At 70.1% G+C, this 23,556-nt stretch carries 20 protein-coding genes; 9 read left to right on the forward strand and 11 right to left on the reverse strand.

What is annotated here, in order from left to right; all coding sequences use genetic code 11:
• Positions 1-32: 32 nt before the first annotated feature.
• Complete coding sequence (locus AC2YHT_RS17045) at positions 33-2,510, forward strand: glycoside hydrolase family 3 protein (protein ID WP_487290963.1); 2,478 nt, start codon at positions 33-35, stop codon at positions 2,508-2,510.
• A 28-nt stretch (positions 2,511-2,538) separates the two neighbouring features.
• Positions 2,539-3,969 carry a pyruvate kinase gene (pyk, locus tag AC2YHT_RS17050; RefSeq protein ID WP_487290964.1) on the forward strand — a complete coding sequence of 477 codons (1,431 nt, stop codon included), beginning with the start codon at positions 2,539-2,541 and terminating at the stop codon, positions 3,967-3,969.
• Between the two features lie 211 nt (positions 3,970-4,180).
• Here the strand turns inward: pyk and AC2YHT_RS17055 are convergent, their stop codons facing one another.
• The 5 genes from AC2YHT_RS17055 to AC2YHT_RS17075 form a co-directional block, all read right to left on the reverse strand.
• Positions 4,181-4,855: a Crp/Fnr family transcriptional regulator gene (locus AC2YHT_RS17055; RefSeq protein WP_487290965.1), complete on the reverse strand. Its 675-nt coding sequence runs from the start codon at positions 4,853-4,855 to the stop codon at positions 4,181-4,183.
• 345 nt (positions 4,856-5,200) lie between these two features.
• Positions 5,201-5,704 carry a pyridoxamine 5'-phosphate oxidase family protein gene (locus tag AC2YHT_RS17060; protein WP_487290966.1) on the reverse strand — a complete coding sequence of 168 codons (504 nt, stop codon included), beginning with the start codon at positions 5,702-5,704 and terminating at the stop codon, positions 5,201-5,203.
• A gap of 84 nt (positions 5,705-5,788) precedes the next feature.
• The gene (locus AC2YHT_RS17065; protein WP_487290967.1) at positions 5,789-6,922 is read right to left on the reverse strand and encodes an acyl-CoA dehydrogenase family protein; all 1,134 of its coding nucleotides are present in this window, start codon (positions 6,920-6,922) and stop codon (positions 5,789-5,791) included.
• A 1-nt stretch (position 6,923) separates the two neighbouring features.
• Positions 6,924-7,535, reverse strand: a complete 612-nt coding sequence (locus tag AC2YHT_RS17070; RefSeq protein ID WP_487290968.1) for a DsbA family protein — start codon at positions 7,533-7,535, stop codon at positions 6,924-6,926.
• Positions 7,536-7,565: 30 nt separating this feature from the next.
• Positions 7,566-8,774: an acyl-CoA dehydrogenase family protein gene (locus AC2YHT_RS17075; protein ID WP_487290969.1), complete on the reverse strand. Its 1,209-nt coding sequence runs from the start codon at positions 8,772-8,774 to the stop codon at positions 7,566-7,568.
• Between the two features lie 189 nt (positions 8,775-8,963).
• Between AC2YHT_RS17075 and AC2YHT_RS17080 the strand changes: the two genes are divergently transcribed.
• Positions 8,964-10,622: a phosphatidylglycerol lysyltransferase domain-containing protein gene (locus tag AC2YHT_RS17080; protein ID WP_487290970.1), complete on the forward strand. Its 1,659-nt coding sequence runs from the start codon at positions 8,964-8,966 to the stop codon at positions 10,620-10,622.
• Here AC2YHT_RS17080 and AC2YHT_RS17085 read toward each other — a convergent pair.
• A complete protein-coding gene (locus tag AC2YHT_RS17085) occupies positions 10,597-10,809 on the reverse strand; it encodes a hypothetical protein (protein ID WP_110119342.1) in 213 nt (70 codons plus the stop codon). The two genes, AC2YHT_RS17080 and AC2YHT_RS17085, sit on opposite strands and share 26 nt — an antisense overlap.
• Positions 10,810-11,010: 201 nt before the next feature.
• Between AC2YHT_RS17085 and AC2YHT_RS17090 the strand changes: the two genes are divergently transcribed.
• Together AC2YHT_RS17090 and AC2YHT_RS17095 are read left to right on the forward strand one after the other, a co-directional pair.
• Positions 11,011-13,998, forward strand: a complete 2,988-nt coding sequence (locus AC2YHT_RS17090; RefSeq protein WP_487290971.1) for an SEL1-like repeat protein — start codon at positions 11,011-11,013, stop codon at positions 13,996-13,998.
• 275 nt (positions 13,999-14,273) lie between these two features.
• Positions 14,274-14,738 (forward strand): DUF3429 domain-containing protein, encoded by a 465-nt coding sequence (locus tag AC2YHT_RS17095; protein ID WP_487290972.1) that lies wholly within the window; start codon positions 14,274-14,276, stop codon positions 14,736-14,738.
• On the opposite strand, the gene AC2YHT_RS17100 is transcribed toward AC2YHT_RS17095, so the two are convergent.
• On the reverse strand, positions 14,735-15,076 hold the full coding sequence (locus AC2YHT_RS17100; RefSeq protein WP_487290973.1) for a hypothetical protein: 342 nt from the start codon (positions 15,074-15,076) through the stop codon (positions 14,735-14,737). The two genes, AC2YHT_RS17095 and AC2YHT_RS17100, sit on opposite strands and share 4 nt — an antisense overlap.
• Positions 15,077-15,298: 222 nt before the next feature.
• Here AC2YHT_RS17100 and AC2YHT_RS17105 point away from each other — a divergent pair, with 222 nt between their 5' ends.
• The 3 genes from AC2YHT_RS17105 to AC2YHT_RS17115 all read left to right on the forward strand — a co-directional run bounded on the left by AC2YHT_RS17105 (position 15,299) and on the right by AC2YHT_RS17115 (position 18,924).
• Positions 15,299-18,031 (forward strand): ATP-dependent DNA helicase, encoded by a 2,733-nt coding sequence (locus AC2YHT_RS17105; RefSeq protein ID WP_487291043.1) that lies wholly within the window; start codon positions 15,299-15,301, stop codon positions 18,029-18,031.
• Positions 18,032-18,072: 41 nt separating this feature from the next.
• A complete protein-coding gene (locus tag AC2YHT_RS17110) occupies positions 18,073-18,540 on the forward strand; it encodes a hypothetical protein (RefSeq protein WP_110119340.1) in 468 nt (155 codons plus the stop codon).
• Between the two features lie 117 nt (positions 18,541-18,657).
• Positions 18,658-18,924: a helix-turn-helix domain-containing protein gene (locus AC2YHT_RS17115; protein WP_487290974.1), complete on the forward strand. Its 267-nt coding sequence runs from the start codon at positions 18,658-18,660 to the stop codon at positions 18,922-18,924.
• Positions 18,925-19,114: 190 nt separating this feature from the next.
• On the opposite strand, the gene AC2YHT_RS17120 is transcribed toward AC2YHT_RS17115, so the two are convergent.
• Positions 19,115-19,954: a carboxylesterase family protein gene (locus AC2YHT_RS17120; RefSeq protein ID WP_487290975.1), complete on the reverse strand. Its 840-nt coding sequence runs from the start codon at positions 19,952-19,954 to the stop codon at positions 19,115-19,117.
• A gap of 151 nt (positions 19,955-20,105) precedes the next feature.
• Here AC2YHT_RS17120 and AC2YHT_RS17125 point away from each other — a divergent pair, with 151 nt between their 5' ends.
• Positions 20,106-20,390, forward strand: a complete 285-nt coding sequence (locus AC2YHT_RS17125; protein ID WP_110119337.1) for a hypothetical protein — start codon at positions 20,106-20,108, stop codon at positions 20,388-20,390.
• A 132-nt stretch (positions 20,391-20,522) separates the two neighbouring features.
• On the opposite strand, the gene AC2YHT_RS17130 is transcribed toward AC2YHT_RS17125, so the two are convergent.
• The 3 genes from AC2YHT_RS17130 to AC2YHT_RS17140 all read right to left on the reverse strand — a co-directional run bounded on the left by AC2YHT_RS17130 (position 20,523) and on the right by AC2YHT_RS17140 (position 23,516).
• Complete coding sequence (locus AC2YHT_RS17130; RefSeq protein ID WP_487290976.1) at positions 20,523-21,044, reverse strand: VanZ family protein; 522 nt, start codon at positions 21,042-21,044, stop codon at positions 20,523-20,525.
• An 81-nt stretch (positions 21,045-21,125) separates the two neighbouring features.
• Positions 21,126-22,898 (reverse strand): M1 family metallopeptidase, encoded by a 1,773-nt coding sequence (locus AC2YHT_RS17135; protein ID WP_487290977.1) that lies wholly within the window; start codon positions 22,896-22,898, stop codon positions 21,126-21,128.
• 66 nt (positions 22,899-22,964) lie between these two features.
• A complete protein-coding gene (locus tag AC2YHT_RS17140) occupies positions 22,965-23,516 on the reverse strand; it encodes a YcxB family protein (RefSeq protein ID WP_487290978.1) in 552 nt (183 codons plus the stop codon).
• Positions 23,517-23,556: the final 40 nt, after the last annotated feature.

The following is a 23,556-nucleotide window of genomic DNA, read 5'->3' on the forward strand; positions in this document are numbered from 1 at the left end:
GCTTTCCAGTCTCTCGATCCAGGGGCCCCGCCATGAACCTTCGTCGCCTGCTTCTTCGCGCCTCGCTGCCGGCGCTCGCCGCCGGTCTGGCCTTGCCCGTGCTGGCCCAGCCCCTGATCGCGACCACTCCGCAGACGACCGCCCACCCCGAGGCCTGGCCGGCGGCCAAGAGCCCGGCCAGCATCACCGACGCCAAGACCGAAGCCTTCATCACCGACCTGATGAAGAAGATGAGCGTCGAGGAGAAGGTCGGCCAGACGATCCAGGGCGACATCGCCTCGATGACCCCGGCGGACCTGGCGACCTATCCTCTGGGCTCGATCCTGGCCGGCGGCAACTCGGCGCCGGATGGCAACGACCGCGCCACGCCCAAGGCCTGGACCGATCTGATCGACTCCTACCGCAAGGAGGCCCTGGCCAAGCGTCCGGGCCGCACGCCGATCCCGCTGCTGTTCGGCATCGACGCCGTGCACGGTCACAACAACATCGTCGGGGCGACGATCTTTCCGCACAATGTGGGCCTGGGCGCGATGCGCGACCCGGCCCTGATCGAGCGCATCGGCCAGGCGACCGCCGAAGAGGTGGCCGTGGCCGGCGGCGACTGGACCTTCGGCCCGACGGTGGCCGTGCCGCGCGACGACCGCTGGGGCCGCAGCTACGAGGGCTATGGCGAGGATCCGGAGATCGTCGCCAGCTATTCGGGGCCGATGACCCTGGGCCTGCAAGGCAAGCTCGTCGCCGGCAAGCCGATCGCGCCGGGCCGCATCGCCGGCAGCGCCAAGCATTTCCTGGCCGACGGCGGCACCCATGACGGCCGCGACCAGGGCGACGCCCTGATCTCCGAGCAGGAGCTGGTGGCCGTCCACGCCCAGGGCTATCCGCCCAGCATCGACGCCGGCATCTTGACGGTGATGGCCTCGTTCTCCAGCTGGAACGGCCAGAAGATCACCGGCAACAAGACCCTGATCACCGACGTGCTGAAGGGCCGGCTGGGCTTCGAGGGCTTCGTGGTCAGCGACTGGAACGCCCACGGCCAGCTCGAGGGCTGCTCGAACGTCTCGTGCCCGCAGGCGATGAACGCAGGCCTCGACATGTACATGGCCCCCGACAGCTGGAAGGGCCTCTACGAGAACACGCTGAAGCAGGTGAAGTCGGGCGAGATCCCGATGGCGCGGCTGGACGACGCCGTGCGCCGCATCCTGCGGGTCAAGGTCAAGGCCGGCCTGTTCGACCGCGTCGCGCCGCAGGTGCAGGGTAAGTTCGACCGTCTGGGCTCGGCCGATCACCGCGCTGTGGCGCGTGAGGCGGTGGCCAAGTCGCTGGTGCTGCTGAAGAACGACGGCGTGCTGCCGATCAAATCAGGAGCGAACGTGCTGGTGGCCGGCGCGGCCGACGACATCGGCAAGGCCTCGGGCGGCTGGACGCTGACCTGGCAGGGCACGGGCAACACCAATGCGGACTTCCCGCATGGCCAGTCGATCTGGGGCGGGCTGAAGGAAGCGGTCGAGGCGGCCGGCGGCAAGGCGACCCTGGCCAAGGACGGCAAGTTCTCTGGCCAGAAGCCCGACGTGGCCATCGTGGTGTTCGGCGAGGATCCCTATGCCGAGTTCCAGGGCGACGTGGCCAACCTGGCCTATCAGCCCAACGGCAAGACCGATCTGGAGCTGCTGAAGAAGCTGAAGGCGCAAGGGATTCCGGTGGTGGCGGTGTTCCTGTCGGGCCGTCCGCTGTGGACCAACCCGGAGATCAACGCTTCGGACGCCTTCGTGGCCGCCTGGCTGCCGGGCTCGGAAGGCGGCGGCGTCGCCGACGTGCTGGTGGCGGGCAAGGACGGCAAGTCCAGGCGCGACTTCACCGGCAAGCTGTCGTTCAGCTGGCCCAAGCGCGCCGACCAGGGCCCGCTGAACCGCGGCCAGCCGGGCTACGACCCGCAGTTCGCCTACGGCTATGGCCTGAGCTACGCCAAGCCGGCCAAGGTCGGAGAGCTGTTGGAGAACGCCGGCGACCTGGGAACCGCCGCCAGCGTCGACCGCTATTTCGTGGCCGGCCGTGTTCCGGCGCCATGGATGCTGAGCTTCTCGGGCGCGGGGGCGGTCAAGACGATCGACGCCGACGCCCAGGAGAACGGCCGCCAGGCGACCTGGACCGGGGAGGGCGAAGGCCTGCTGGCCGTGCAGGGGCCGCCCGTGGACCTCTCGCGCCAGACCACCGGCGACATGGCGGTGATGGTGCGCTGGCGGGTCGACAAGGCGCCGACGGCGCCGGTTTATCTGACTGTCGGTTGTGGCGAATCCTGCGGTGGACGGCTAGACGTAACGTCAACGTTGTCAGGTTTGAAAAACAGCGAATGGCGTACAGCCAAGATCAAACTTTCCTGTTTCCAGGCGGCGGGCGCCCAAATGGCGCACGTTTCCTCTCCGTTCGGCCTGAGCACCTCGGGGCCGCTGACGATTTCGCTCACCGAAATCCAGTTGGCGTCCAACGAGGGCGACGCTTTCTGTCCCAAATAACCCCCAAAAATAACAAAGGAGCGGCCGCATGATCCGCGCGCGTCGTTCCCGCATCGTCGCCACCATCGGTCCGGCCTCGGCCTCACCGGAAATGATCGTCAAGCTGGCCAAGGCCGGCGCCGACGTGTTCCGGCTGAACTTCAGCCACGGCGCCCACGAGACCCATGCCGCCGTCTACGCCGCCATCCGCGCGGCGGAGGCGGAGGTCGGTCGTCCGCTGGGCATCCTGGCCGACCTGCAAGGGCCCAAGCTGCGCGTCGGCAAGTTCGCCGACGGTCCGGTTCAGCTGAAGCCCGGCCAGGCCTTCCGGTTCGATTCCGACCCGACCCCGGGCGACGAGACGCGGGTTCATCTTCCCCACCCCGAGATCCTGACGGCGATGAAGCCGGGCGCGACCCTGCTGCTCGACGACGGCAAGCTGCGGATGACCGTGAACGAGGCTGGCCCCGGCTACGCCAACACCACGGTCGTCAACGGCGGCAAGCTGTCGGAACGCAAGGGCGTGGCGGTGCCGGACGTCATCATCCCGATGTCGCCCCTGACGCCGAAGGACCGCGAGGACTTGGCTTTCGCTCTGCGCCTCGGCGTCGACTGGATCGCCCTGTCGTTCGTGCAGGCGCCGGAAGACATGGCCGAGCTGCGCCGCATCGTCGAAGGCCGCGCCGCGGTGCTGGCCAAGATCGAAAAGCCCCAGGCGCTTCAGACCCTGGGTCCGATCCTCGATCTGTGCGACGGCGTGATGGTGGCCCGTGGCGACCTCGGCGTCGAAATGGCGCCGGAAGAGGTGCCGGTGGCGCAGAAGGAGATCCTGCGGGCGGCGCGTGAGCGCGGCATCCCGGTGATCGTCGCCACCCAGATGCTGGAGTCGATGACCAGCTCGCCGACCCCGACCCGAGCCGAGGCCTCGGACGTGGCCAACGCCGTCTACGAGGGCGCGGACGCGGTGATGCTGTCGGCCGAAAGCGCGGCCGGCGACTATCCCGAAGAGTCGGTGGCGATGATGAACCGCATCATCGAGCGCGTCGAACGCGACCCGCGCTGGCCCGAGCTGATGCAGGCCGAGCAGCCGCATGTCGACGAGGACGCCGACGTGCTGGTGGTCGCGGCCGCCGGCGCGGCCAAGTCGGGCTCGACCAAGTGCCTGGTGGCCTTCACCACCACGGGCGCCACCGCGCGTCGTTTGGCGCGCGAGCGGCCCTTGCAGCCGGTGCTGGCCCTGTCGCCGAAGATCGAGGCCGTGCGCCGCATGGCCCTGGTCTGGGGTGTCGAGCCGCGCGTCAGCGCCCAGCCCGACAGCCTGGAGGTCGTCACCACCGACGCCGCCGCCCGGGCCCTGGAGCTGGAACTCGCCAAGCCCGGCGAGCGCATCCTGATCGTCGCTGGCACGCCGTTCGGCGCGCCGGGGGCGGCCAACCTGCTGCGCCTGACCCACGCGCCGTTCCCGGTGCGCAAACGGTAGCAATTTCCAACCTCTCCCATGGGGAGAGGGAGGGGCCCGCGCCGAAGGCGTGGGAGGGTGAGGGGGTAAGCCGCAGGCCGGCTTGCCCCTTTTCTTTTGACTGGAGTTCTAGGGGGTGGGACCGCCCACGGTGTAACCCCTCACCCTCCCATGCTGCGCATGGGCCCCTCCCTCTCCCTATGGGAGAGGTGGTTCATGGTCGCGCCAGCGCCTAACTGCCGAACGGTTCCGGCAGCAGGCGCTCATACCCCTTCCGCACCGCGCCGTAGCATTCGCAGGCGATGGCCTCGAGGCCCGGGCGGTCGAGGATGTCGACGACGCCGCGGCGGTAGCGGATCAGGCCCTTGGCCTGCAGGGCGCCGGCCACGGCGGTGACCGTGGTGCGCTGGACGCCCAGCATGTCGGCCAGGAACTCCTGGGTCAGGCTTATGGTGTCGACGTCTATCCGGTCGCGGAAGCCCAGCAGCCAGCGGCAGAACCGCGCCTCCACCGCGTGCAGGGCGTTGCAGGCCACCGACTGGATGGCGTGGCCGAACAGCGCCTCGTTGTGGCGCTCGATCAGGTCGCGCAACAGCGGACTGCGTTCGACGCCGTCGCGCAGGGCCGTGGCGCTGATGCGCGAGACGCCGCCTGGCGCCTGGACGATGGCGCGCGACAGCGACTGGCGCGGCGAGATGGCGGCCATCAGCCCGAGGCCGCCCTCGCGGCCGACGGTGGCGGATTCGATGGCCGCGCCGTTCTCCATCAGCGTCATCAGCGAGATGACGCAGTCGTGCGGGAAGTAGACCGTGTCGATCTGATCGCCGGGATCGTACAGCAGCTTCCCCTTCTCCAGGTCCTGATGGGACAACTGGGCGGCGATGTAGCCGAAATCCTCGGGGGACAAGGAAGCGAGCAGACGGTTCTTCAAGGGGTGTAGAGGCCCTGTCATGGCGAATCGAACGCCGGCTTGCGGCAAGGGTTGCAAGCTATAGGCAGGACTGGGGTGCGGCGCTGTCAGGTAGCCGACGCAATGCAGGCGTCGTCGGAACTAAATCGAGTTGGGGCTATATTGTGTCCGTATGACCTTCAATAGCTCCGACTATATGGCTTATGTCGGGTTCCCGACGGAGTGTGTTGGTCCAGGCCGAAACTACAAAGAAATCAAAGGGGCGCGCCAAGGGTGACGCAACGAAAAGGCCGCGCCGTAAGCCGGCGCGGCCCGTGATCGCGGATCGTCCGCCGTCTGACGTCAGGCGATGCCGATATGGGCCCGATCGCCCAGGTCCGGCGTGCGGTCGGTGAGGTTGGCCTTGGCGATCTCCCAGGCGAAGCGCACGGCGCCGCCCTTGGAGATCCACAGCTCGGCGTCGCGGGCGTCGAGGCGTAGCAGGGTCAGGTGCGGGTCGTCCTTGCCGTCGGGATACCAGGCGGCGACCACGGGCGACCACCAGCGCTGGATGCGGGCGGTGTCGTGGTCGCGGCTGAGACGGCCGCCGACGCAGGCCTGGAAGTCGCCGTCCTTGGCCTGGACCACGAACATGGCGTCGCCGCCGTCGGCCAGGACGGCCTGCGCCAGGTCGGTGTCGTCGCGGGTGAAGAACCAGATCGCGCCGTCCTCGGGCTCGGCGAAGGCGGTCATCGGCTGGAAGTGCTGGTGGCTGTGGACGAGGCCCAGCATGCCGAAGCGGGCGTCGTCGATCTCCTTCCAGAGGCGCTTTTCGACGGCGGCCTTGTCGTTGGGGTCGGTGCTCATGGGGGCTCCTGCCGTTGTGGGTAGGGCAAGAGAACCGGTTGCGGGGAGGGCGGTTCCTAGGGTGAAGGTCCCGCCCGCCTCGTTCTAGAAACCCATCAGCCGGGCGTAGCGGTCGCGGTGGAACGCCGCCCCGCCGAACAGGGCCTCGGCCACGCGGGCGCGCTTCATGTAGAGGCCCGCGTCGTGCTCGTCGGTCATGCCGATGCCGCCGTGCATCTGGACCATCTCGTTGGAGGCCAGGTGCAGCACTTCGCTGGCCTTGGCCTTGGCGAGGGAGGCGAGCGCCCGGCTGTCGGCGCCGGCGTCGAAGGCCTCCAGGGCGGCCTCGACGCAGGAGCGGGTGGTCTCCAGGTCGGTGAACCACTTGGCGGCGCGGTGCTGCAGGGCCTGGAAGGTTCCGATCACCTGGCCAAACTGGGTGCGGGTCTTCAGGTAGTCGAGAGTGATCTCGAAGGCTGCCGTGGCCGTGCCCAGCATCTCGGCGGCCAGCCCCGCATAGGCGCGGTCGAGCACGGGCTCGAGGATCGCCCAGCCGTGGCCTTCCTGGCCAAGGACGGCGTCGGCGCCGACCTCGACGTTGTCGAAGGTGATCTTGGCCGCGCCTCGGCTGTCGACCAGCGACAGGTGAGTGCGGGTGACGCCCGGGGCGTCACCGGGGACGAGGAACAGAGTGATCCCGTCCGTGTCGCCGCTCTTGCCGCTGGTGCGGGCGGCGACGATCAGCAGGTCGGCGGCTTCGCCGTCGAGGACGAAGGTCTTGGTTCCGTTCAGCTTGTACCCATTGCCCTTTTCGCTGGCGAACAAGGCGATCCGAGTCGGGTTGTGGTGGGCGTGCTCGTCGACGGCCAGGGAAGCGACGATCTCGCCGGTGGCGATCTTCGGCAGCCAGGCGGCCTTCTGGGCGTCGGAGCCGCCAAGCTCCAGGGCGCTGGCGGCGATCAGGGCGGTGGAGAGGAGCGGGGAGGCGGCCAGGGTCTTGCCGGTCTCCTCCAGGATCAAACCGAGGCCCAGATAGCCGAAGCCCGAGCCCTCGTGGGCTTCGGGCACGACCACGCCGGCCCAGCCCATCTGGCCCATCTCGCCCCAGGCGGCCGGGTCGAAGCTCTGCTTGGAGCCCTCGTTGCGCAGCTTGCGCAGGGCCGAGACCGGGGCGCTCTCCTGGGCCCAGCTGCGGGCCGCGTCGCGCAGCATCGTCTGTTCTTCGGTCAGGACGGCCATGTCAGGCTTGCTCCGGGTCTTGATGACGGACGGCCCATTCCAGGGCCTGTTCGAGACGGTCGTTGCCCCAGAAGAGCTCGCCGTCGGTGGTGACGAAGGAAGGGGCGCCGAACAGGCCGCGCTCGCGGGCCTGGCGGACGTGGTCTTTCAGCCGGTCCTTGACCGGGGCGGACTGGGCGGCGGCCAGGACGTGCTCGGGTCCGGCCCCGACGCTGGCGATCAGCGGCGCCAGGACCTCGGGGCTGGAGATGTCGAGGTCGTCGACGAAGTTGGCCTGGTAGACGGCGCGGCTGAAGGCCGGCGTCCAGCCGTCCTCCAGCCCGCAGATCGCTACGCGAGCCGCGAGGAGCCCGTTGCGCGGGAACTGACTGGGATGATGCAGCGGCAGGCCCTCGCGGTCGCAGACCCGCGCCAGGTCGCGCCACATGTAGTCGCCCTTGACCGGGAAGGCGTTGAACGGGCTGTCGGTCAGGCCCTGCTGCTCGTGGAACAGCGGCCCGACCAGGAACGGCCGCCACGCCACCGCCACCCCGGCCTGCTCGGCCAGGGCCTCCACCCGCATGGCGGCGGGGTAGGAGTAGGTGGAGGCGAACTCGTACCAGAACTCGATCATGAGCTTTCTCCCAGCGTCAGCGGGAGCGTCTCACTGGTGATCGAGCAGGCCAAGCACGCGCTTGGCGACGACGTTGAGGTTCACCTCGCTGGTGCCGCCCTCGATGGAGTTGCCCTTGGCGCGCAGCATGGCGCGCAGGGCGGCGATCTCGTCGGGGGTGAAGCCTTCGCCCTCCCAGCCCAGGCCCTGCAGGCCCAGGGCCTCGACCAGCAGCTCGGTGCGCTCCTGGTTCATCTTGGCGGCGGCGTACTTGATGATCGAGACGGCGGCGCTGGGGCCAGAGCCGGTCTTGGACTCGGCTTCGGCCCGGCGAACGGTGAGCAGGAAGGCGTGGGCGTCCATCTTGTGGGCGGCGATGCGGGTGCGCAGGTCGCCGTCGGCGATCCGGCCTTCGCTGTCGACGCCGACATGGGTCTTGGCGGCTTCGGCCACGTCGAGCCCGGCGTTGCCGCCGAAGCCCGAGGCGCTGATGTTCTGGCGCTCGTACTGGAGCAGGCGCTTGGCGATCTCCCAGCCGCCATTGACCTTGCCGACCAACTGCTCCTTGGGGACCTTCACATTGTCGAAGAAGGTCTCGCAGAACGGCGAGGAGCCGCTGATCAGCTTGATCGGGCGGGCCTCGACGCCGGGCGAGGTCATGTCGAACAGCACGAACGAGATGCCCTCGTGCTTCTTGGAGGTGTCGGTGCGCACCAGGCAGAAGATCCAGTCGGCCTGGTCGGCATAGCTGGTCCACACCTTCTGGCCGTTGATCAGCCAGTGGTCGTCCTTGTCTTCGCACTTGGTCTGGAGGGCGGCGAGGTCGGAGCCGGCGCCGGGCTCGCTGTAGCCCTGGCACCAGCGGGTCTCGCCGCGGACGATGCCGGGCAGGAAGCGCTGCTTCTGCTCCTCGGTGGCGTATTCCAGCAGGACGGGGCCGAGCATCCAGACGCCGAAGCTCATCAGGGCGGGGCGGGCCTTGATGCGGCGCAGTTCCTGCTCAAGCACCTTGTTCTCGGCCTTCGAGAGGCCGCCGCCGCCGTACTGCTTGGGCCACATCGGCGCGGTCCAGCCCCTGTCGGCCATGCGATCGAGCCAGAGCTTGGCGTCGGGGTTCTTCCACTGCGCCCTGGCGCCGCCCCAGGGGGCTTCCTTCTCGTCGGCGATCGGGGTGCGCATGGAGGGCGGGCAGTTGGCCTCCAGCCAGGCGCGCGTTTCGGCGCGGAAGGTGTCGAGTTCGGTGGCGCCGAAGTCGGCCATGGCGGGGGCTCCCTGGTTCGTCTCGGGCGCTTGCGGCCCGCTTCGGAGGGCAGACTACGCCACGGAACGCTGGGAGCAAGTCGATTCAAACAATCGTTCGCATCGCGACGCGCGACGGGAACGTCCCGAAGGCGTTATAGAAGCGCCGATGACGTTTCCCGGTCCGGGATTCGCCGATCAGGGGTCTTGATGTCCGCGCCAGAACTGAGACCCGCCGCCTTGGCGATCGCGCCGACGCTGGCGGCGATCCTGGCCGCTTCGGCCGGCGTGCTGCTGCTGGCCTCGGGCGCGACGCCGTCGGAACCCACGCGCTTCGCCATCCTGCTGGCCTTCGCCCCGTCGGCGCTGATCGAGATCAGCCACTTCGTCTCGTCGATCCTGGGCCTGGTTCTGGTGCTGCTGGCCTTCGGCCTGCGCGCGCGGCTGGACGCGGCCTGGTGGGCGACCCTGGTGATGCTGGCGGCCGGCGCGGTGCTGGCGATCTTCAAGGGGCTGAACTGGGAAGAGACGGCGATGCTGAGCGTCTTCTTCCTGGCCATCGTGCCGTTCCACGAGGCCTTCCCGCGCAAGGCGGCCCTGTCGCGCATGGAGATCACGCCCGGCTGGCTGCTGTCGGCGGCCGCGGCCATCGGCGGGGCGGCCTTCCTGGGCTGGTGGATGTTCCACCACACCGAATACGCCGACCGCTCGTGGATGCGGATTATGGGCGACAAGGAGGCCGCGCGGGCCATCCGCTCGTCGATCGCCGCGGCGGTGGTGCTGATGGGCATCGGCCTGTGGCGGCTGATCGCCACCCCGGCGACGCCGCCGGTCGTGGACGACACCGATCCCGACTTCGACCGCGTGCGGGCGATCCTGGCCAAGGCGGAAGCCGCCGAGCCGGCCTCGAACCTGGCCCTGCTGGGCGACAAGCGCTTCCTGTTCTCGGCCTCGGGCGAGAGCTTCCTGATGTTCGGCGTGCGCCGCCGCTCGTGGATCGCCATGGGCCCGCCCGTGGGTCGCGACGACGAGCGCATGGAACTGTTCTGGCGTTTCCGCGAGCTGGCCGACGCCCATGCGGCGCGGGCCGGCTTCTACGCCCTGGGTCCCGAGGACCTGCCCGACACCGTGGATCTGGGTCTGGCCATCCAGAAGACCGGCGAGAGCGCGGTGGTGCCGCTGGAGAGCTTCTCCCTGGCCGGCCGCCGCCGCGAAGTCCTGCGCCGCAACTGGCGCAAGGCGGGCGAGGGCGGGGCGGCGTTCGAAATGATCCCGGCCGGCGCCGCCATGACGGTGATGGCCGAACTGCGGGTGATCTCCGACTCCTGGCTGGCCCACCACGCCGGCGGCGAGAAGCAGTTCTCGATGGGCGGCTTCGATCCGCGCTACGTCGCCGAGTTCCCGGTCGCCCTGGTGCGCTCGGAAGGCCGCATCGTCGCCTTCGCCACCCTGTGGACCACGGCCCACAAGGCCTCGTTCTCGATGGACCTGATGCGCTACTCCGACGAGGCGCCCAAGAACATCATGGACTACCTGTTCGTCGAGCTCCTGCAGTGGGGCAAGGCGGAGGGCTATACGGCGTTCGAGTTCGGCATGGCCCCGCTGGCGGGTCTGGACGACCGCCCGCTGGCCCCGATCATGTCGCGCGTGGGTCGCCTGCTCTACGAGCGCGGCGAGGGAATCTACAATTTCCAGGGCGTGCGACGCTACAAGGACAAGTACGATCCGGTCTGGCAGCCGCGCTACATTGCGGCACCTCGTCGCTGGGCGATCCCGTTTCTGCTCGCCGACATCGGCCTGATGTCGTCCGGCGGCGTCTCCGGACTGACCAAGCGGCCGCGACCTAATAGCGCGGGTCGCCCGTCTTAAAGCCCAGCAGATTGAGCGCGTGAGCGGCCAGAAGCAGGGTCGCCACCGCCGTCACCATCATCAGCGGACGCCACGGCGCCATGCGCGGACCCCTTGCGGGGTTGGAAGGACGCGCGCCCAGCCAGCCGAAAAGCACGGTCAGGGCGATCGTCGTCGCGCCCGCGATCAGGGTGGGGATCATGTCCATCGGCCGCAAATGGCCTGCGACAATCGGCCTGGCAATAGGTTAATGCGCGTTAACACACGGGAACCGAATCCTCTGTACATACCTTGGTAACTGTGTCTGTTAACCTGTCCACAGGAACGCTACATCTAGCGTTTCGGTCGCGTTTACACGCTAGGAATCGGTGACTAGCGTGGGTCCCCAGGTGCGGGGAGAACGATTCGCATGACTGCCGCGGCTCCATGGAGCGTAAAGGGTATTGACCCGAAAGCACGGGAGGTCGCCAAGGACCTCGCCCGTCGCTCGGGCATGACCCTCGGTGAGTGGCTGAACCGGATGATCATCGAAGGCGATTCCGCCGGTTTCGATGCTCCGCCCGCCGATCCCGTTAACGATACTGGCCGTTCGAACGGCCGCGCCATTTACCTTGAGGCCGACCGCGTCGAGGCGCCGCCGCGCATCGAGGCCCCCGAGCATCCCGCCGACGAGGTGGGCCGGATGGCCACGGCGCTCGACCGCCTGACCCAGCGCATCGAGGCCGCCGAGGCCCGCTCGGCCCAGGCCATCACCGGCATCGACCAGTCGGTGCGCGGGGCTCTGCAACGCCTGTCCAGCTCCGAGCGCGAGCAGATCGCCGTGGCCGCCCGCTTCGAGGGCCTGGCCGACGAGATCAAGAGCGAGCAGACCCGCAACGCCGAGCGCCTGCGCCGCGTCGAGAACGAGGCCGCCGGCCCGCGCTCGGCCGAGGCCCTGCGCGCGCTGGAAAGCGCCGTCGGCCGCGTGGCCAACCACCTCTACGAAGGCGAAAGCCGCACCCGCGAGACCCTCGCCTCGCTGGAAGCCAAGGTGGCGGCTAAAGAGGCCGCTCCGGCTTCGGCCGTGGTGGAAGAAGTCGTCGCCCGTCTTCAGGAGCGCCTGGAAGCCGCCGAGGCCCGCACCGCCGAGGCGCTGCAGGCGCTGGGCGGTTCGTTCTCGGCCCTGGACAACCGCCTGTCGGCCGTCGAGGGCGACGGCGGCAGCGCCCAGAAGCGCCTCGAGGAACTGGCCGGCAGCCTGTCGGCCAAGATGGAGGCCGCCCGGGTCGAGATGGCCGCCAAGCTGCGCGAGACGGCCGACGGCCGCTTCGACCGCATGGAGCGTAAGCTGGGCGAGATGACCGCCCACATTCAGGCCGCCGAGCAGCGCTCGGCCCAGGCCATCGAGCGCATGGGCCGCGAGGTCGTCGGCCTGGCCGACGCCTTCAACCGCCGCATCCAGACCTCGGAAGCCCGCCAGGCCAACGCCATCGAGCAGGTCGGCGGCGAGGTGGCGCGCATCGCCGCCAGCGTCGAGCACAAGCTCAATCGCAACGACAGCGTCCAGGCCCAGGCCCTGGAGAAGCTGGGCGTCGAGATCGCCCGCATCACCGAGAAGCTGGCCGAGCGCATCAGCGCCTCGGAGCGCCGCAACGCCCTGGCCATCGACGATGTCGGCGACCAGGTGGTTAGGGTTACCGACCGCCTGAACCAGCGCGCCGAGCGCAGCTCGCAGGAACTGATCGACCGCATCCGCCAGTCGGAGGAGCGCACCGCGCGCCTGCTCGACGAGGCCCGCGAGAAGATCGACACCCGCCTGGCCGACGCCCAGCGCCGCCTGGCCGAGACCCCGGCCCCCGCGCCGGCCCCGACCCGTCAGGCGCCCGCGGCGCACTCGCCCTTCGGCGAGGACCGTTTCTCGTTCGGCGGCGAGGCCGTCAGCGAGGACGTGTTCGAGCAGCCGACCTTCCCGCAACCGAGCTTCCCGCCGGCCGCCGCCCCGGTCCCGGCTCCGGCCTTCAGCGCGCCCGCCGCGTTCGAGCCCGACTTCCCGATCGAGGAGCCCGAAGCGCCCGGCTTCGCCGACGAGGACTTCGAGGCCGCCGACGGCTTCGCCGTGACCCCGCCGGTCCGCGAGCCGGCCTTCGAGGCCGACGCCTTCGATCCCGAGCCGCAGGCCGCCCCGGTCTCGAGCCGCCCGATGTCGACCCGCGAGGTCATCGAGCAGGCCCGCGCCGCCGCCCGCGCCGCGGCCGCCGGCGCCGAGAGCAAGGCCAAGATCAAGCCCGCCAAGGCCGAGAAGGCTCCGGCGAAGTCGCTGTTCGCCGGCTTCGGCAAGGCTCTGCCCAAGAAGTCCAAGCGCGGCGCCTCGTCGACCCTGGTCGCGGCCCTGCTGGTCTCGGGCGGCGCCGCCGTGCTGGGTGTCGGCATGGCCGCCGCCACCCTGAAGACCGATCGCGACGGCGTCGGCGTCAACGACCGCGTGGCCAAGGCCATCGCCGGCCGCGCCTCGGACGTCGAGATCAAGTCGGCGGAAGCCGACACCACCCCGGCCCAGCCGCGCGTGGCCATGGCGGTGGTGGCCCCGGTCGCCCAGACCTCGGCCGCGGCCGCGGCCGCGGCCGTCCCGGCACCGGCGCCGGCTCCCGCCACCAAGCCGGACGTGGACACCGGAGAGGCCCTGTTCGCCGACGCCGTCAGCCTGCTGGAAGCCAAGGACCGCGCCGGCATCGCCCCGCTGCGCAAGGCCGCCAACCTCGGCCTGCCCAAAGCCCAGTTCGTGCTGGCCAAGATGTACGAGATGGGCGAGGGCGGCCTGAAGAAGGATCCGGTCGAGGCCCGCCGCTGGTACGAGCGCGCGGCCCAGGGCGGCGACGCCAGCGCCATGCACAATGTCGGCCTGTTCGCCTCGCGCGGCCAGGGCGGCCCGCAGAACTGGACGACGGCCGCCAACTGGTTCCGCAAGGCGGCCGAGGCCGGCCTGGTCGACAGCCAGTTCAACATGGGCCGGCTGTACGAGAAGGGCACGGGCGTCGCCCAGAACCCGGCCGAGGCCTATCGCTGGTACCTGATCGCGGCCCGCGCCGGTGACGGCGAGGCCCGCACCCAGGCGACCCGCCTGCGCGGCCAGCTGACCCCGGAAAGCCAGCGCATCGCCGAACGCTCGGCCGAGTCGTTCCGCTCGCGTCTGGCCGCCGCGCCGCGCACGACCCTGGTGGCGACCGCCGCCGCCGCGCCGTCGGCCGGCATGGCCACCGCCCAGCGCGCCCTGTCGCGTCTCGGCTACTATCAAGGTCCGCAGGACGGCGCGTCGTCGCCGGCCCTGCGCATGGCTATCCAGGCCTTCCAGCGCGACCAGAGCCTGCCGACCTCTGGCGGCCTGGACGGCGAGACCCTCAAGCGCCTCTCGGCCTACTAGGCCCGATGAGCATCCGATCCAGACGACGCCCTCGGGACCCAAGTCCCGGGGGCGTCTTCGTATTTACGGACTTGCTGCATCCCCCAGTGGATCCCAAGTGGACCTGCGCGCCGACCTAGGTGATAGTCATCGTTTCGACGCAAACCCGCGACGGGTGAAACAATTCGACGCGCGGTCTGGTCTATCGTTGCTGTGAGTTACGCGACCGGCGGGACGCCGACGGCCGCAGACGGGGTGGGGGGATGGCTCTCGAGCCTTCCGAAGGAGTGCTGATCTTGACGACGGATCACGTGAGCGAGCGCGTGCCGGTTCCGCGCACCGTATGGGTGTTCGGCCTGGCGACTCTGGTTCCCTTCGTCGCCGCCTCGGGCCTGTTCTGTTACGGCCCCGTCTCGCAGCGCGGCCCGGCCCTGGTGGCGCTGCTGGCCTATTCGACGGCCATGCTGTCCTATCTCGGCGGCGTGCGCTGCGGGCTCGAGATCGACCACCTCCGTCCGCGCTGGCTGACGCTGGCGCTGTCGCTGCTGCCGCCGCTGGCCGGGGTGGCGCTGATGCTGGGGGCTGAGCGCTTCGGCGCCGCCTGGCAGCTTTCCGGTTTCCTGTTCGTGTTCCTGCTGCAGTGGCTGTGGGACGTCACCAGCCACGAGGGGCCCGCCTGGCGCCCCCGCCTGCGCACCCTGCTGACCACCGGCGCGGCCCTGTCGCTGGCTTTCGCGCTGGAACAGGCCCTGGCGCTCTAGCGCGCCGCCACCGCCTTCTGGGCCAGGGGATCGTCCAGGCAGGCCTTGGCCAAGGCGTGGTTCAGCTTGGCCTTCTTCTTCTCCAGGCGGTGGCTCAGCGCCGTGCCCGCCGCTGCGCCGGCGAAGGGGACCACGACATTGCCGCCGACGCCGACGACGGCGCGGACGATGCGATGGTCGTTGTACTGCTCGGCCTCGGCCCGGGCCTTGCGGCACTTGGGGCTGGCGTAGCGCGGCTGGCTCGGGTCTAGCCTGGCGACGGTGTCGCGCGGGGCCGGATTGCTGGCGCAGGCCGACAGCGCCAGAAGCAGGGCCAGACTCGGGATCAGCGGGCGCATCGGGCGGGGTCTCCCAAATGAATTCTCCGCGCTAACGCCGCATGAGGCGCGGACGATCCAAAGGCTTAGCTAGCGCCGGCCGACGAAGAGAAGCGCAGTTGCCCGTTCGTTTCCCCGCCGTGAAGTGTTAATCAGCGGGCCGTGAGCGCCCTTCCTTCGAGTCTCGACCTTGCCCCGGCCCTGGTGCTGCTGCCGGGCCCGCGCGCCGGCGTGGCCGACGGGATGGGCGAGGGCCGCGCCGTCCGGCCGCCGGACGCCCGCGACCTGTTCGAGCACGGGCCGGTGCTGGTGGCCCACGCGGCCATGACCGCCAAGCGCCTGAACCTGCACGCGCCGTTCCGCAGCCCGGCGATCTTCGACGTGCTGGAACTCTACGCCTTCACCCGTCCGGCCACCTTCTGCGCGCCGTCGGCCGTGGGCCTGGCCATGGCCCTGGGCCTGCCCGAGCCGCGCGGCGCGGCCGCCCAGGCCCAGACCCTGCGTGAGGCCGCCGACGCCCTGCTGCGCGAACTGGCCCTGACGCCCCGCCCCTCGCGGGAGGAGGCTCTCGCCGTGGCCGAGACCCTGGCCCGGGCCGGCTGGGCCTGGGGCCCCGCGGTGGTCGGCGCGCTGCGCTCGGTGCCGGTCGGCAACCAGTTCCGCAGCTCCGGCCTCGACGTCTGGTCGCGGCTGGTGGAGTGGGAGGACCAGGCGCCGATCGGCGAGCCGCTGTCGCGTCCGATCGATCCCGAGGCCGCGTCCGAGCGCCTGAAGTCGCTGCTGGCCCGCGCGGGGCTGGACGAGGTTCGCGAGGCCCAGGACACCTACGCCCGCGAGACGTCGTACGCCTTCCAGCCGAGGGAACGCGAAGGCGAGCCGCGGATGATGCTGGCCGAGGCCGGCACCGGCGTCGGCAAGACGCTTGGTTACCTCGCCCCCGCCAGCGTCTGGGCCGAGGCCAACGGACCGTCGGTGTGGATCAGCACCTACACCCGCGCTTTGCAGCGCCAGATCGAGCGCGAGAGCGCCGCCATCTATCCCGACGCCCTGGTGCGCGCCCGCAAGGCCGTGGTGCGCAAAGGGCGTGAGAACTACCTCTGCCTGCTGAACCTGCAGGAGCAGGTCAACAGCGCCCAGCTGGGCAACGGCGACCTCGTGGGCCTGGCCCTGGCCGCGCGCTGGGCGCGGATCAGCCGCGACGGCGACATGACCGGCGGCGACTATCCGGCCTGGCTGCCGACCCTGTTCTCCGTGCCGCCTTCGGCCCAGGCTAGCGCCGCCAACCTGGTCGATCGCCGGGGCGAGTGCATCCACGCCGGCTGCCAGCACTATCGCGTCTGCTTCATCGAAAAGGCCGTGCGGGCCTCCAAGCGCGCCGACCTGGTGATCGCCAACCACGCCCTGGTCATGACCCAGGCGGCCTTCGACGGCGCCCGGGCGGCGCGGGGGCTGAAGGGCGACAACGAGACCACGGCGGTCAAGCGGGTGGTGTTCGACGAGGGCCACCACCTGTTCGACGCCGCCGACAGCGCCTTCTCCGCCGCCCTGTCGGGCGCGGAGGCCGCCGAGCTGCGCCGCTGGATCCGTGGTCCGGAAGGGCGCGGGCGGCGGGGCAGGGGGCTGGAGGCCCGGCTGCTCGACATCCTGGGCGACAAGGAAAGCGCCCGCCAAGCCCTGAGCGCGGTGATCCAGGCCGCCACCGCCCTGCCGGGCGAAGGCTGGTCAGGGCGGATCGCGCCGCCGGACGGTCAGGTCAATCCGATCGGGCCGATCGAGAACTATCTGGTCGCCGTCATCGAGCAGCTGCGCGCCCGCTCCAGCGAACGCGGCACGCCCGAGCAGGGCATGCAGTGCGCCGCCCGTCCGGCCGTCGAGCTGGTGCGCGAGCGGGCCGGCGAGGCCGCCCGCGCCCTGGCCGGGATCGAGGCCCCGCTGCTGGCCCTGGCCCGCCAATTGGAAGACGTGCTCGACGAGGACGCCGAGCACCTGGGCCCGTCCGAACGCGCCCGCATCGAAGGCGCGCTGCGGGGCCTGGACCGCCGGGCGCGCATGACCCTGCCGGCCTGGCGCTCGATCCTCAAAGCCATTGACGAGGACGCCGAGGACGATCCCGATTTCGTCGACTGGTTCGAGGCGACCTTCCTCTATGGCCGCGTCGTCGACGCCGCCTGCCGTCGCCACTGGGTGGATCCGACCGAGCCGCTGCGTGCGGCGGTGCTGAGCCCCGCCCACGGGGTGCTGGTGACCAGCGCCACCCTGGTCGATCCGGCGCTGGAGGATCCCTTCGCCCTGGCCGAGATGCGCACCGGCGCGGCCCGCTTGCCGCAGCCGCCCAAGGTGCTGCGCCTGGTCTCGCCCTTCGACTACGAGAAGAACGCCCGCGCCTTCGTCGTCACCGACGTCAACAAGGAGGACGCGCGCCAGGTCTCGGCCGCCATGCGCGAGCTCTTCCTGGCGGCCAACGGCGGGGCGCTGGGCCTGTTCACCGCCATCCGCCGGCTGAAGGCCGTGCACGAGCGCATCGCCGCCCCCCTGGCCGACAAGGGCCTGCCGCTCTACGCCCAGCACGTCGATCCGCTGGAGGCCGGCGCCCTGGTCGACATCTTCCGGGCCGAGGAGGACGCGTGCCTGCTGGGCACGGACGCGATCAGGGATGGCGTGGACGTGCCGGGCCGCAGCTTGCGCCTGCTGGTCTTCGACCGCGTGCCCTGGCCGCGTCCGGACATCCTGCACAAGGCGCGCCGGACCAAGTTCGGCGGCAAGGGCTATGACGACTCCATCGCCCGGGCCCGCATCAGCCAGGCCTTCGGCCGCCTGATCCGCCGGGCCGACGATCGCGGCGTCTTCGTGATGCTGGATGCGGCCGCCCCCACCAGGCTCTTTTCAAGCCTGCCCGAAGGGGTGACGATAGAGAGACTCACGCTCGTCGAAGTCATTGAAGCGACGGCCGCATTTCTGTCCGAAGCGCGGGATTAAAGGCGGCGTGATGATCCTCCTGGGGGGAGGATATCAGGAGGATGAAGTTGCGGTTTCCGATCGGGGCGACGGCCCTGCTGCTCGCCGGCGTGATGGCCGGCTCCGCGTCCGCGCAGGAGTTCGTGCGCGGCGATTGCCTGAACGTGGTCCAGCCCACCCGCAGCCTGCGGTTCGAGAACGACGAGCACGCCCGCTGGTACAAGCGCTTCTGGACGGGCAACTGCCAGGACCTGTCGCTGTGCTTCCCCGGCTCGCCCAACTGGAACGATATCGTCACCAAGCTGATCAACAAGGGCGGCGCGTCCGAGAAGCCGGCCTTGCTGCCCAAGGCCTGCAAGCTGGGCCAGATGATCGGCATGGAATGGGCGCGCGACCGCAAGATCAAGCGGATCAGCACCCAGGACCTCAAGCGCTTCTCCAACATCCTCGACGACGCCGGCGACCCGCTGAAGGGCGTCGAGGCGGTCGAGGTCAAGGCGCGGGCGCTGCTGGCCAAGCCCCAGGGGTGAACCTGCGGCCGCTCTAGCCTCCGAACCGTCGTATTGACGACTCCCGACCGTCGAATTTGTGCAATCGAGCGGGTATAGAGAGGCTGTGGGGAGAAGAGCAGCGAAGGGAGCGATCCTATGGCCGTGACCACCACCGATCTCGCCATCGACGACAAGGCCGCGCCCAGCGAGGTCCGGTCTTCCCGCGCCCTGGTTCAGGCGGTGCGCTGGCGCAGCGGTCTCTCGCAGGCCGAATTCTCCCGCGCCTTCGCCATCCCCCTGCCGACCCTGAGCGAGCTGGAGCACGGCGAGGCCCGCCCCGACGCGGCCATGCTGGCCTATCTGCGGGTCATCGACCACGCGCCCGAGGTGGTGCGCGAGGCCCTGACGCGGGCGGGGCTTTAGGGGGCGAGGCCTACTCGCCGCCCTCACCAATCCATCCCGTCATTCCCGCCCTTGTGGCGGGAACCCCTGGTTCCGCTCGCACGTGAGGTGCAAGCGACGTGCTCGGCACGTCGCCCCATCCGCACCTGCGGCTGATAGAGGGTTTCCCGCCACAAGGGCGGGAATGACGGGTAAGGGGAGTGGGGAAGCTCTACTTCCCCCGCTTCTGCGCGAACAGCCATTCGCGCCAGGCGCTGTCGTGCATCATGTCGGGTGGCACGACGTGGGCCATGCCTCGGTAGGAGACGAAGCGCACCGCGCCGCCGGCGTCGGCCAGGGCGCCGGCCCAGGCCAGGTCAGGGGCGTAGGGGTTCTCGCGGTCCTTGTCGCCGTGGACGATCAGCACCGGGGTCGGGGCGACCTTGGCTGCGCGGGCGCGCTCGGGCGGCACGCCGGAGAAGGCAACCACGGCCGCGAACTTGCCCGGCTGCGCGGCCGCGGCGTTCATCGCCGCCGAACCGCCCATCGAGAAGCCGACGAGGTAGATGCGGTCGGTGTCGATCGGCAGACGGGTCGCCAGATCGTCGATCAGGGCCAGTATGGCCGGCAGGCTGGCGCCCGGGCGCGAGGCCAGCAGATGGTCGACGCCCTTGGCGTAGTCGGCCGTGCGGGTCGGAGCCTGGGGGACAAGCACGAAGGCCGGGAAGGCCTTGGCCGTCTCGGGGCGGGCCCAGCTGCGGGCGAAGGCGCCCATCTGGGCCTTGTTGTCGTCGCCCACCGCGCCCGAGCCGTGCAGCACCACGACCAGCGGCAGGCGCTCCTTGGTGTTGGGCGACAGCAGGCGATAGGGCAGGCGCACGCCGTCCGGAGCGGTGAAGTCGGCGGCGGCGAAGGCCTCCACCGGCGGCAGGTCGACCGGCGCGGGCAGGGGCGTGGTCGCGTAGCTGCGGGTCTCGACGGCCAGGCTCGGCGTGGGACCCGGCGCGCGTGTCGGCGTGGCGGCGCAGGCGCCGAGCAGGAGACAGGCGAGCAGCGGAAGCGACTTTTGCATCTGGTTTGCATAGCGCGCTTCGCGGCGATTGTCTGGTGGTCGACGCTCGCCTGTGGCCCGGCCTGTTTCTGGAGGGGCGGAGCAACCCTCACCTTGGTCGGCGGGTTTACTTCCCGACGCCCCTTGAGGCGAAGAACGGGAGAAGCCGATCATGATCGGTCACAAGCATCATCAGGAAGACGGCCGCCACTTCACGCACGGCACGGCGTCCAGCACCGCCGACGCGGCTTCGGAGGCCAAGCTGAAGCCCGAGGACCGTCATATCGAGGCGCCGCACGCCAAGCTGGCCGAAAAGCCGCTGGCCGAGGGCGAGAAGCACGACCAGCTGGCCGAGAAGGTCGAGTGCTCGGAAAGCCGCCAGGAAGCCCTGCTCGACGAGGGCCTGGAAGAGAGCTTCCCGGGCAGCGACCCGGTCAGCGTCAAGCGGATCACCTGATCCATAAATGGGTCTGGGCCGGTGCGACGCCCTCGTCCTTCGACAAGCTCAGGATGAGGACGAATGCAGGCGCTGAAGATCGATTGAAAACCTCACCCTGAGCTTGTCGAAGGGCGGGGTTTTCTCCCCCCTTTACGCCCCGCGCGGGAACCGCGCGGCGGCGCGAGCGGCGAAGCCGCTGCGAGCCGTTTCGGCCTCGATGCCTTCGCTGGCGCCGGGCATGACCACGCTGCCGCGACGACGGCGGCGGCGGTTCTTCTGGGCCGAGATGTCGGCGAAATCCATGGCCCCGCGCTCGCGGGCGTCGCGGCGTACGGCCTCGATGTGGCTGGCCAGATAGACCACCGCCACGCCGACCGCGTCGGCCGCCAGGTCGGTGACGCTGGCGCTGCGGTGGGCGAAGAACTGGGCGACCTCGATGCTGGCGCCCAGCAGGACCGCGGCGACCGCCAGGTCGTTGCGGCGCATGCGCGGGAAGGCCAGGAACGACACCGCCGTCAGCCCGCCGAAGGCCAGGGCGTGGGCGGCCTTGTCGCTGAGGCCGAACACCTGCTCCAGGCCCTGGTACGGGCCCAGCATCAGGGTGACGGCGGTCCCCGCGCCGACGAACAGAACGGCCTTGGCGGCGGTCACGACATGGTTGGGCGTCAGCATGGACTCGGCTCGCGGTGGAGACCTGAGTCCTAAGGCCGCATGCCTCGCAAACCGTGAAGGAACACGGTCAACGGAAGATGACTATTTCTGCCCCGCTGGCTTGGCCTTCGCCTTGGCGGCGTCTGACGCGTCCTTGGCCGTCTTCCAGGCGTGATAGGCCTCCAGATAGGGCTGGCGGCGCAGGACCTTCGAGCCCGGATCGACGATTACCGGAACCGCGCCCGCCACCCTCACCCGGCCGCTCCCGTCGGTCATCGGTAGGGTGACCGTCTTGTCGCCGACCTTGACCTCGACCGGCATCGGGAAGCGCCCGGCCGGCGTCTTCCAGGCCATCACCAGATCGTCGCCCTCGCGGGTCTCGACCAGGTCCGGCAGTTGCGCGTGGCGCAGATAGGCGTCGAAGAACCAGCCGTAGTCGGCGCCGGTCGCGTCGTTCACCGCCTTGATGAAATCGCCGGTCACCGCGTAGCGCGGCGCGAAGTTGCCGGGCTTAGGATCGGGGCGGCCATAGACCAGCACCCGGGTGGCCTGGAAGAAGGCCTTGTCGCCGATCAGGCCGCGCAGCGTGTGCAGCATGTTGGCGCCCTTGTAGTAGATGTCCGTTCCTGGCCCGACCTTGGCGTCGTAGACGGCCTCTTCCTCCATCGGTTTGCCCGAGACGATCGGGAACTTGTTGAAGGTCTTCACCCGCATCTCGTTCAGGCGGACCATGTATTCCATGTCGCCGTGCAGCCACTGCGAATAGAGCGGCTGCATGTAGGTGCCGAAGGCCTCGTGCAGCCACATGTCGTCCCAGTCGACATTGGTCATCTGGTTGCCGAACCACTCGTGCGACAGCTCGTGGTGCAAGAGCCAGTCGAAGCCGTAGATCTCCTGGGCGTAGCCGGCGCCATAGGCGTTCAGGGTTTGGTGCTCCATGCCGAGATGCGGGGTCTCGACCGCACCCATCTTCTCGCTACGGAACGGGTAGGGGCCGATCATCCCTTCGTAGAAGTCGAGCATCGGGGCGAACTGGGAAAACAGTCCGCGGGCCTTGGCCTCGTTGCCCTCGACCGTCCAGAACTCGATCGGGAAGCTGTCGCCGAAGCGGCTCTTGTAGGTGTCCTTCAGCTGGACATAGGGACCGATGTTGAGGGCGACGGCGTAGGTGTTGGGGGTCTTGATGCGCCAGTGGAAGGTGCGCTTGCCGGCCTCTTCCCTGATATCGACCAGCACCCCGCCAGACGGCGCCGACAGCGGGGCCGGCACGGTGACGCGCAGGTCGACGAGGTCGGGCTCGCCGGTCGGATGGTCGATGCAGGGCCAGAAGAGATCGCAGCCCTCGCCTTGCACGGCGGTGGCGATCCACGGGCGGCCGTCGGGCGTCTTGGCCCAGACGAAGCCGCCGTCCCACGGCGCGCGCTTGGCCTCCACCGGAACGCCGCCATAGCGGATGCGCACGGCGACCGGATGGCCGGCGGCGATCGGCGCGGGCGGGGTGATGGTCAGGCGGCCGTCGGGATTGCGCCAGGCCGAGGCCGGCAGGGCGCGGCCGTCCAGCGACACCGCCGAGACCGGCAGCTCGCGGTCGAGGTCGAGCACGATGGCGGGCAGGTCGCGGTCGGCGCGCAGGGCCAGCACGGCCTCGCCGGCGATGGCCTTGCGCTCGGGGAAGACCTCGATGGAGAGGTCGACGTGCTCGATGTGAACGCCGGCCTGGTCGGGCTTCAGCGCCCCGCCGGTGGCCAGGGTCTGGGCGGTGGGCGGCGCCCGCAGCGGCTTCACGGCCTTGGATGGCTTGGCGGCGGGCGCGGCGGCGATCAGCAGCGGCAGGGCGGCGACGAGGGCGGCGGCCCGGACGGTCGTGATGGGCAAGGCGACTCCCCGCGATGGACAGGGTCCATCGGTAGGGGAGGCGGAGGCTCAGGCCAAGAGGTCGCGCTAGGCGCCGACGAACCGGGTCGCGTCCGGGCTTCTGGCGCGCGCGGCGTCCGTCATCCGCGACAGGGCCTGCACGATGAAGGCGCGTTCTGCCTCCTCGCTCGGGAAGAAGCGCCGGGGCAGGACCATGGCGCTGCTCTGGACCAGGAAGACCCAGTACTTGCGGGTCCGGTAGAGGTCGGTGACGCAGGACCAGCGGGCGGTCATCGTCATGTCGTCGAGGTCGTAGACCAGGGCCTCGGGCGTCAGGCGGACGGTCAGCGCCTGCTCGTAGGCCTGGCCGCGCTCGGCGAGGGCCTTGCGCAGCGTGGGTCCGGTCGCCCGCTGTATGATGAAGATGCCGACGCCCAGGCCGAGCATGGCGACCTCGACCGACAGGATGGCCGTGAGCCACGATCCCGACCACCATGCGGCGAGGGGAACGCCGACGGCCAGCATGCTGACCAGCAGGATCGCTTTCGCCTGGCGCGGCGACAGGCCCCGGCGCGCCTTGACGTAGGCCATGGCGGCGGCGCTTTCGCCGACCACGATGCGGCCCGTCGCTTCGATCATGACTTCCCCCCGACGACCCCGGCGATGCGCCCGGGCCGGC

The sequence above is a fragment of the Caulobacter sp. SRI_008 genome (assembly GCF_057586355.1).

Bases quoted from the DNA above. Each gene is read 5' to 3' on its own strand.
- AC2YHT_RS17045 (WP_487290963.1), top strand. From the start codon at position 33: ATGAACCTTCGTCGCCTGCTTCTTCGCGCCTCGCTGCCGGCGCTCGCC.
- pyk (WP_487290964.1), top strand. From the start codon at position 2,539: ATGATCCGCGCGCGTCGTTCCCGCATCGTCGCCACCATCGGTCCGGCC.
- AC2YHT_RS17060 (WP_487290966.1), bottom strand. From the start codon at position 5,704: ATGAGCACCGACCCCAACGACAAGGCCGCCGTCGAAAAGCGCCTCTGG.
- AC2YHT_RS17065 (WP_487290967.1), bottom strand. From the start codon at position 6,922: ATGGCCGTCCTGACCGAAGAACAGACGATGCTGCGCGACGCGGCCCGC.
- AC2YHT_RS17070 (WP_487290968.1), bottom strand. From the start codon at position 7,535: ATGATCGAGTTCTGGTACGAGTTCGCCTCCACCTACTCCTACCCCGCC.
- AC2YHT_RS17075 (WP_487290969.1), bottom strand. From the start codon at position 8,774: ATGGCCGACTTCGGCGCCACCGAACTCGACACCTTCCGCGCCGAAACG.
- AC2YHT_RS17080 (WP_487290970.1), top strand. From the start codon at position 8,964: ATGTCCGCGCCAGAACTGAGACCCGCCGCCTTGGCGATCGCGCCGACG.
- AC2YHT_RS17085 (WP_110119342.1), bottom strand. From the start codon at position 10,809: ATGGACATGATCCCCACCCTGATCGCGGGCGCGACGACGATCGCCCTG.
- AC2YHT_RS17090 (WP_487290971.1), top strand. From the start codon at position 11,011: ATGACTGCCGCGGCTCCATGGAGCGTAAAGGGTATTGACCCGAAAGCA.
- AC2YHT_RS17100 (WP_487290973.1), bottom strand. From the start codon at position 15,076: ATGCGCCCGCTGATCCCGAGTCTGGCCCTGCTTCTGGCGCTGTCGGCC.
- AC2YHT_RS17105 (WP_487291043.1), top strand. From the start codon at position 15,299: ATGGGCGAGGGCCGCGCCGTCCGGCCGCCGGACGCCCGCGACCTGTTC.
- AC2YHT_RS17110 (WP_110119340.1), top strand. From the start codon at position 18,073: ATGAAGTTGCGGTTTCCGATCGGGGCGACGGCCCTGCTGCTCGCCGGC.
- AC2YHT_RS17115 (WP_487290974.1), top strand. From the start codon at position 18,658: ATGGCCGTGACCACCACCGATCTCGCCATCGACGACAAGGCCGCGCCC.
- AC2YHT_RS17120 (WP_487290975.1), bottom strand. From the start codon at position 19,954: ATGCAAAAGTCGCTTCCGCTGCTCGCCTGTCTCCTGCTCGGCGCCTGC.
- AC2YHT_RS17125 (WP_110119337.1), top strand. From the start codon at position 20,106: ATGATCGGTCACAAGCATCATCAGGAAGACGGCCGCCACTTCACGCAC.
- AC2YHT_RS17130 (WP_487290976.1), bottom strand. From the start codon at position 21,044: ATGCTGACGCCCAACCATGTCGTGACCGCCGCCAAGGCCGTTCTGTTC.
- AC2YHT_RS17140 (WP_487290978.1), bottom strand. From the start codon at position 23,516: ATGATCGAAGCGACGGGCCGCATCGTGGTCGGCGAAAGCGCCGCCGCC.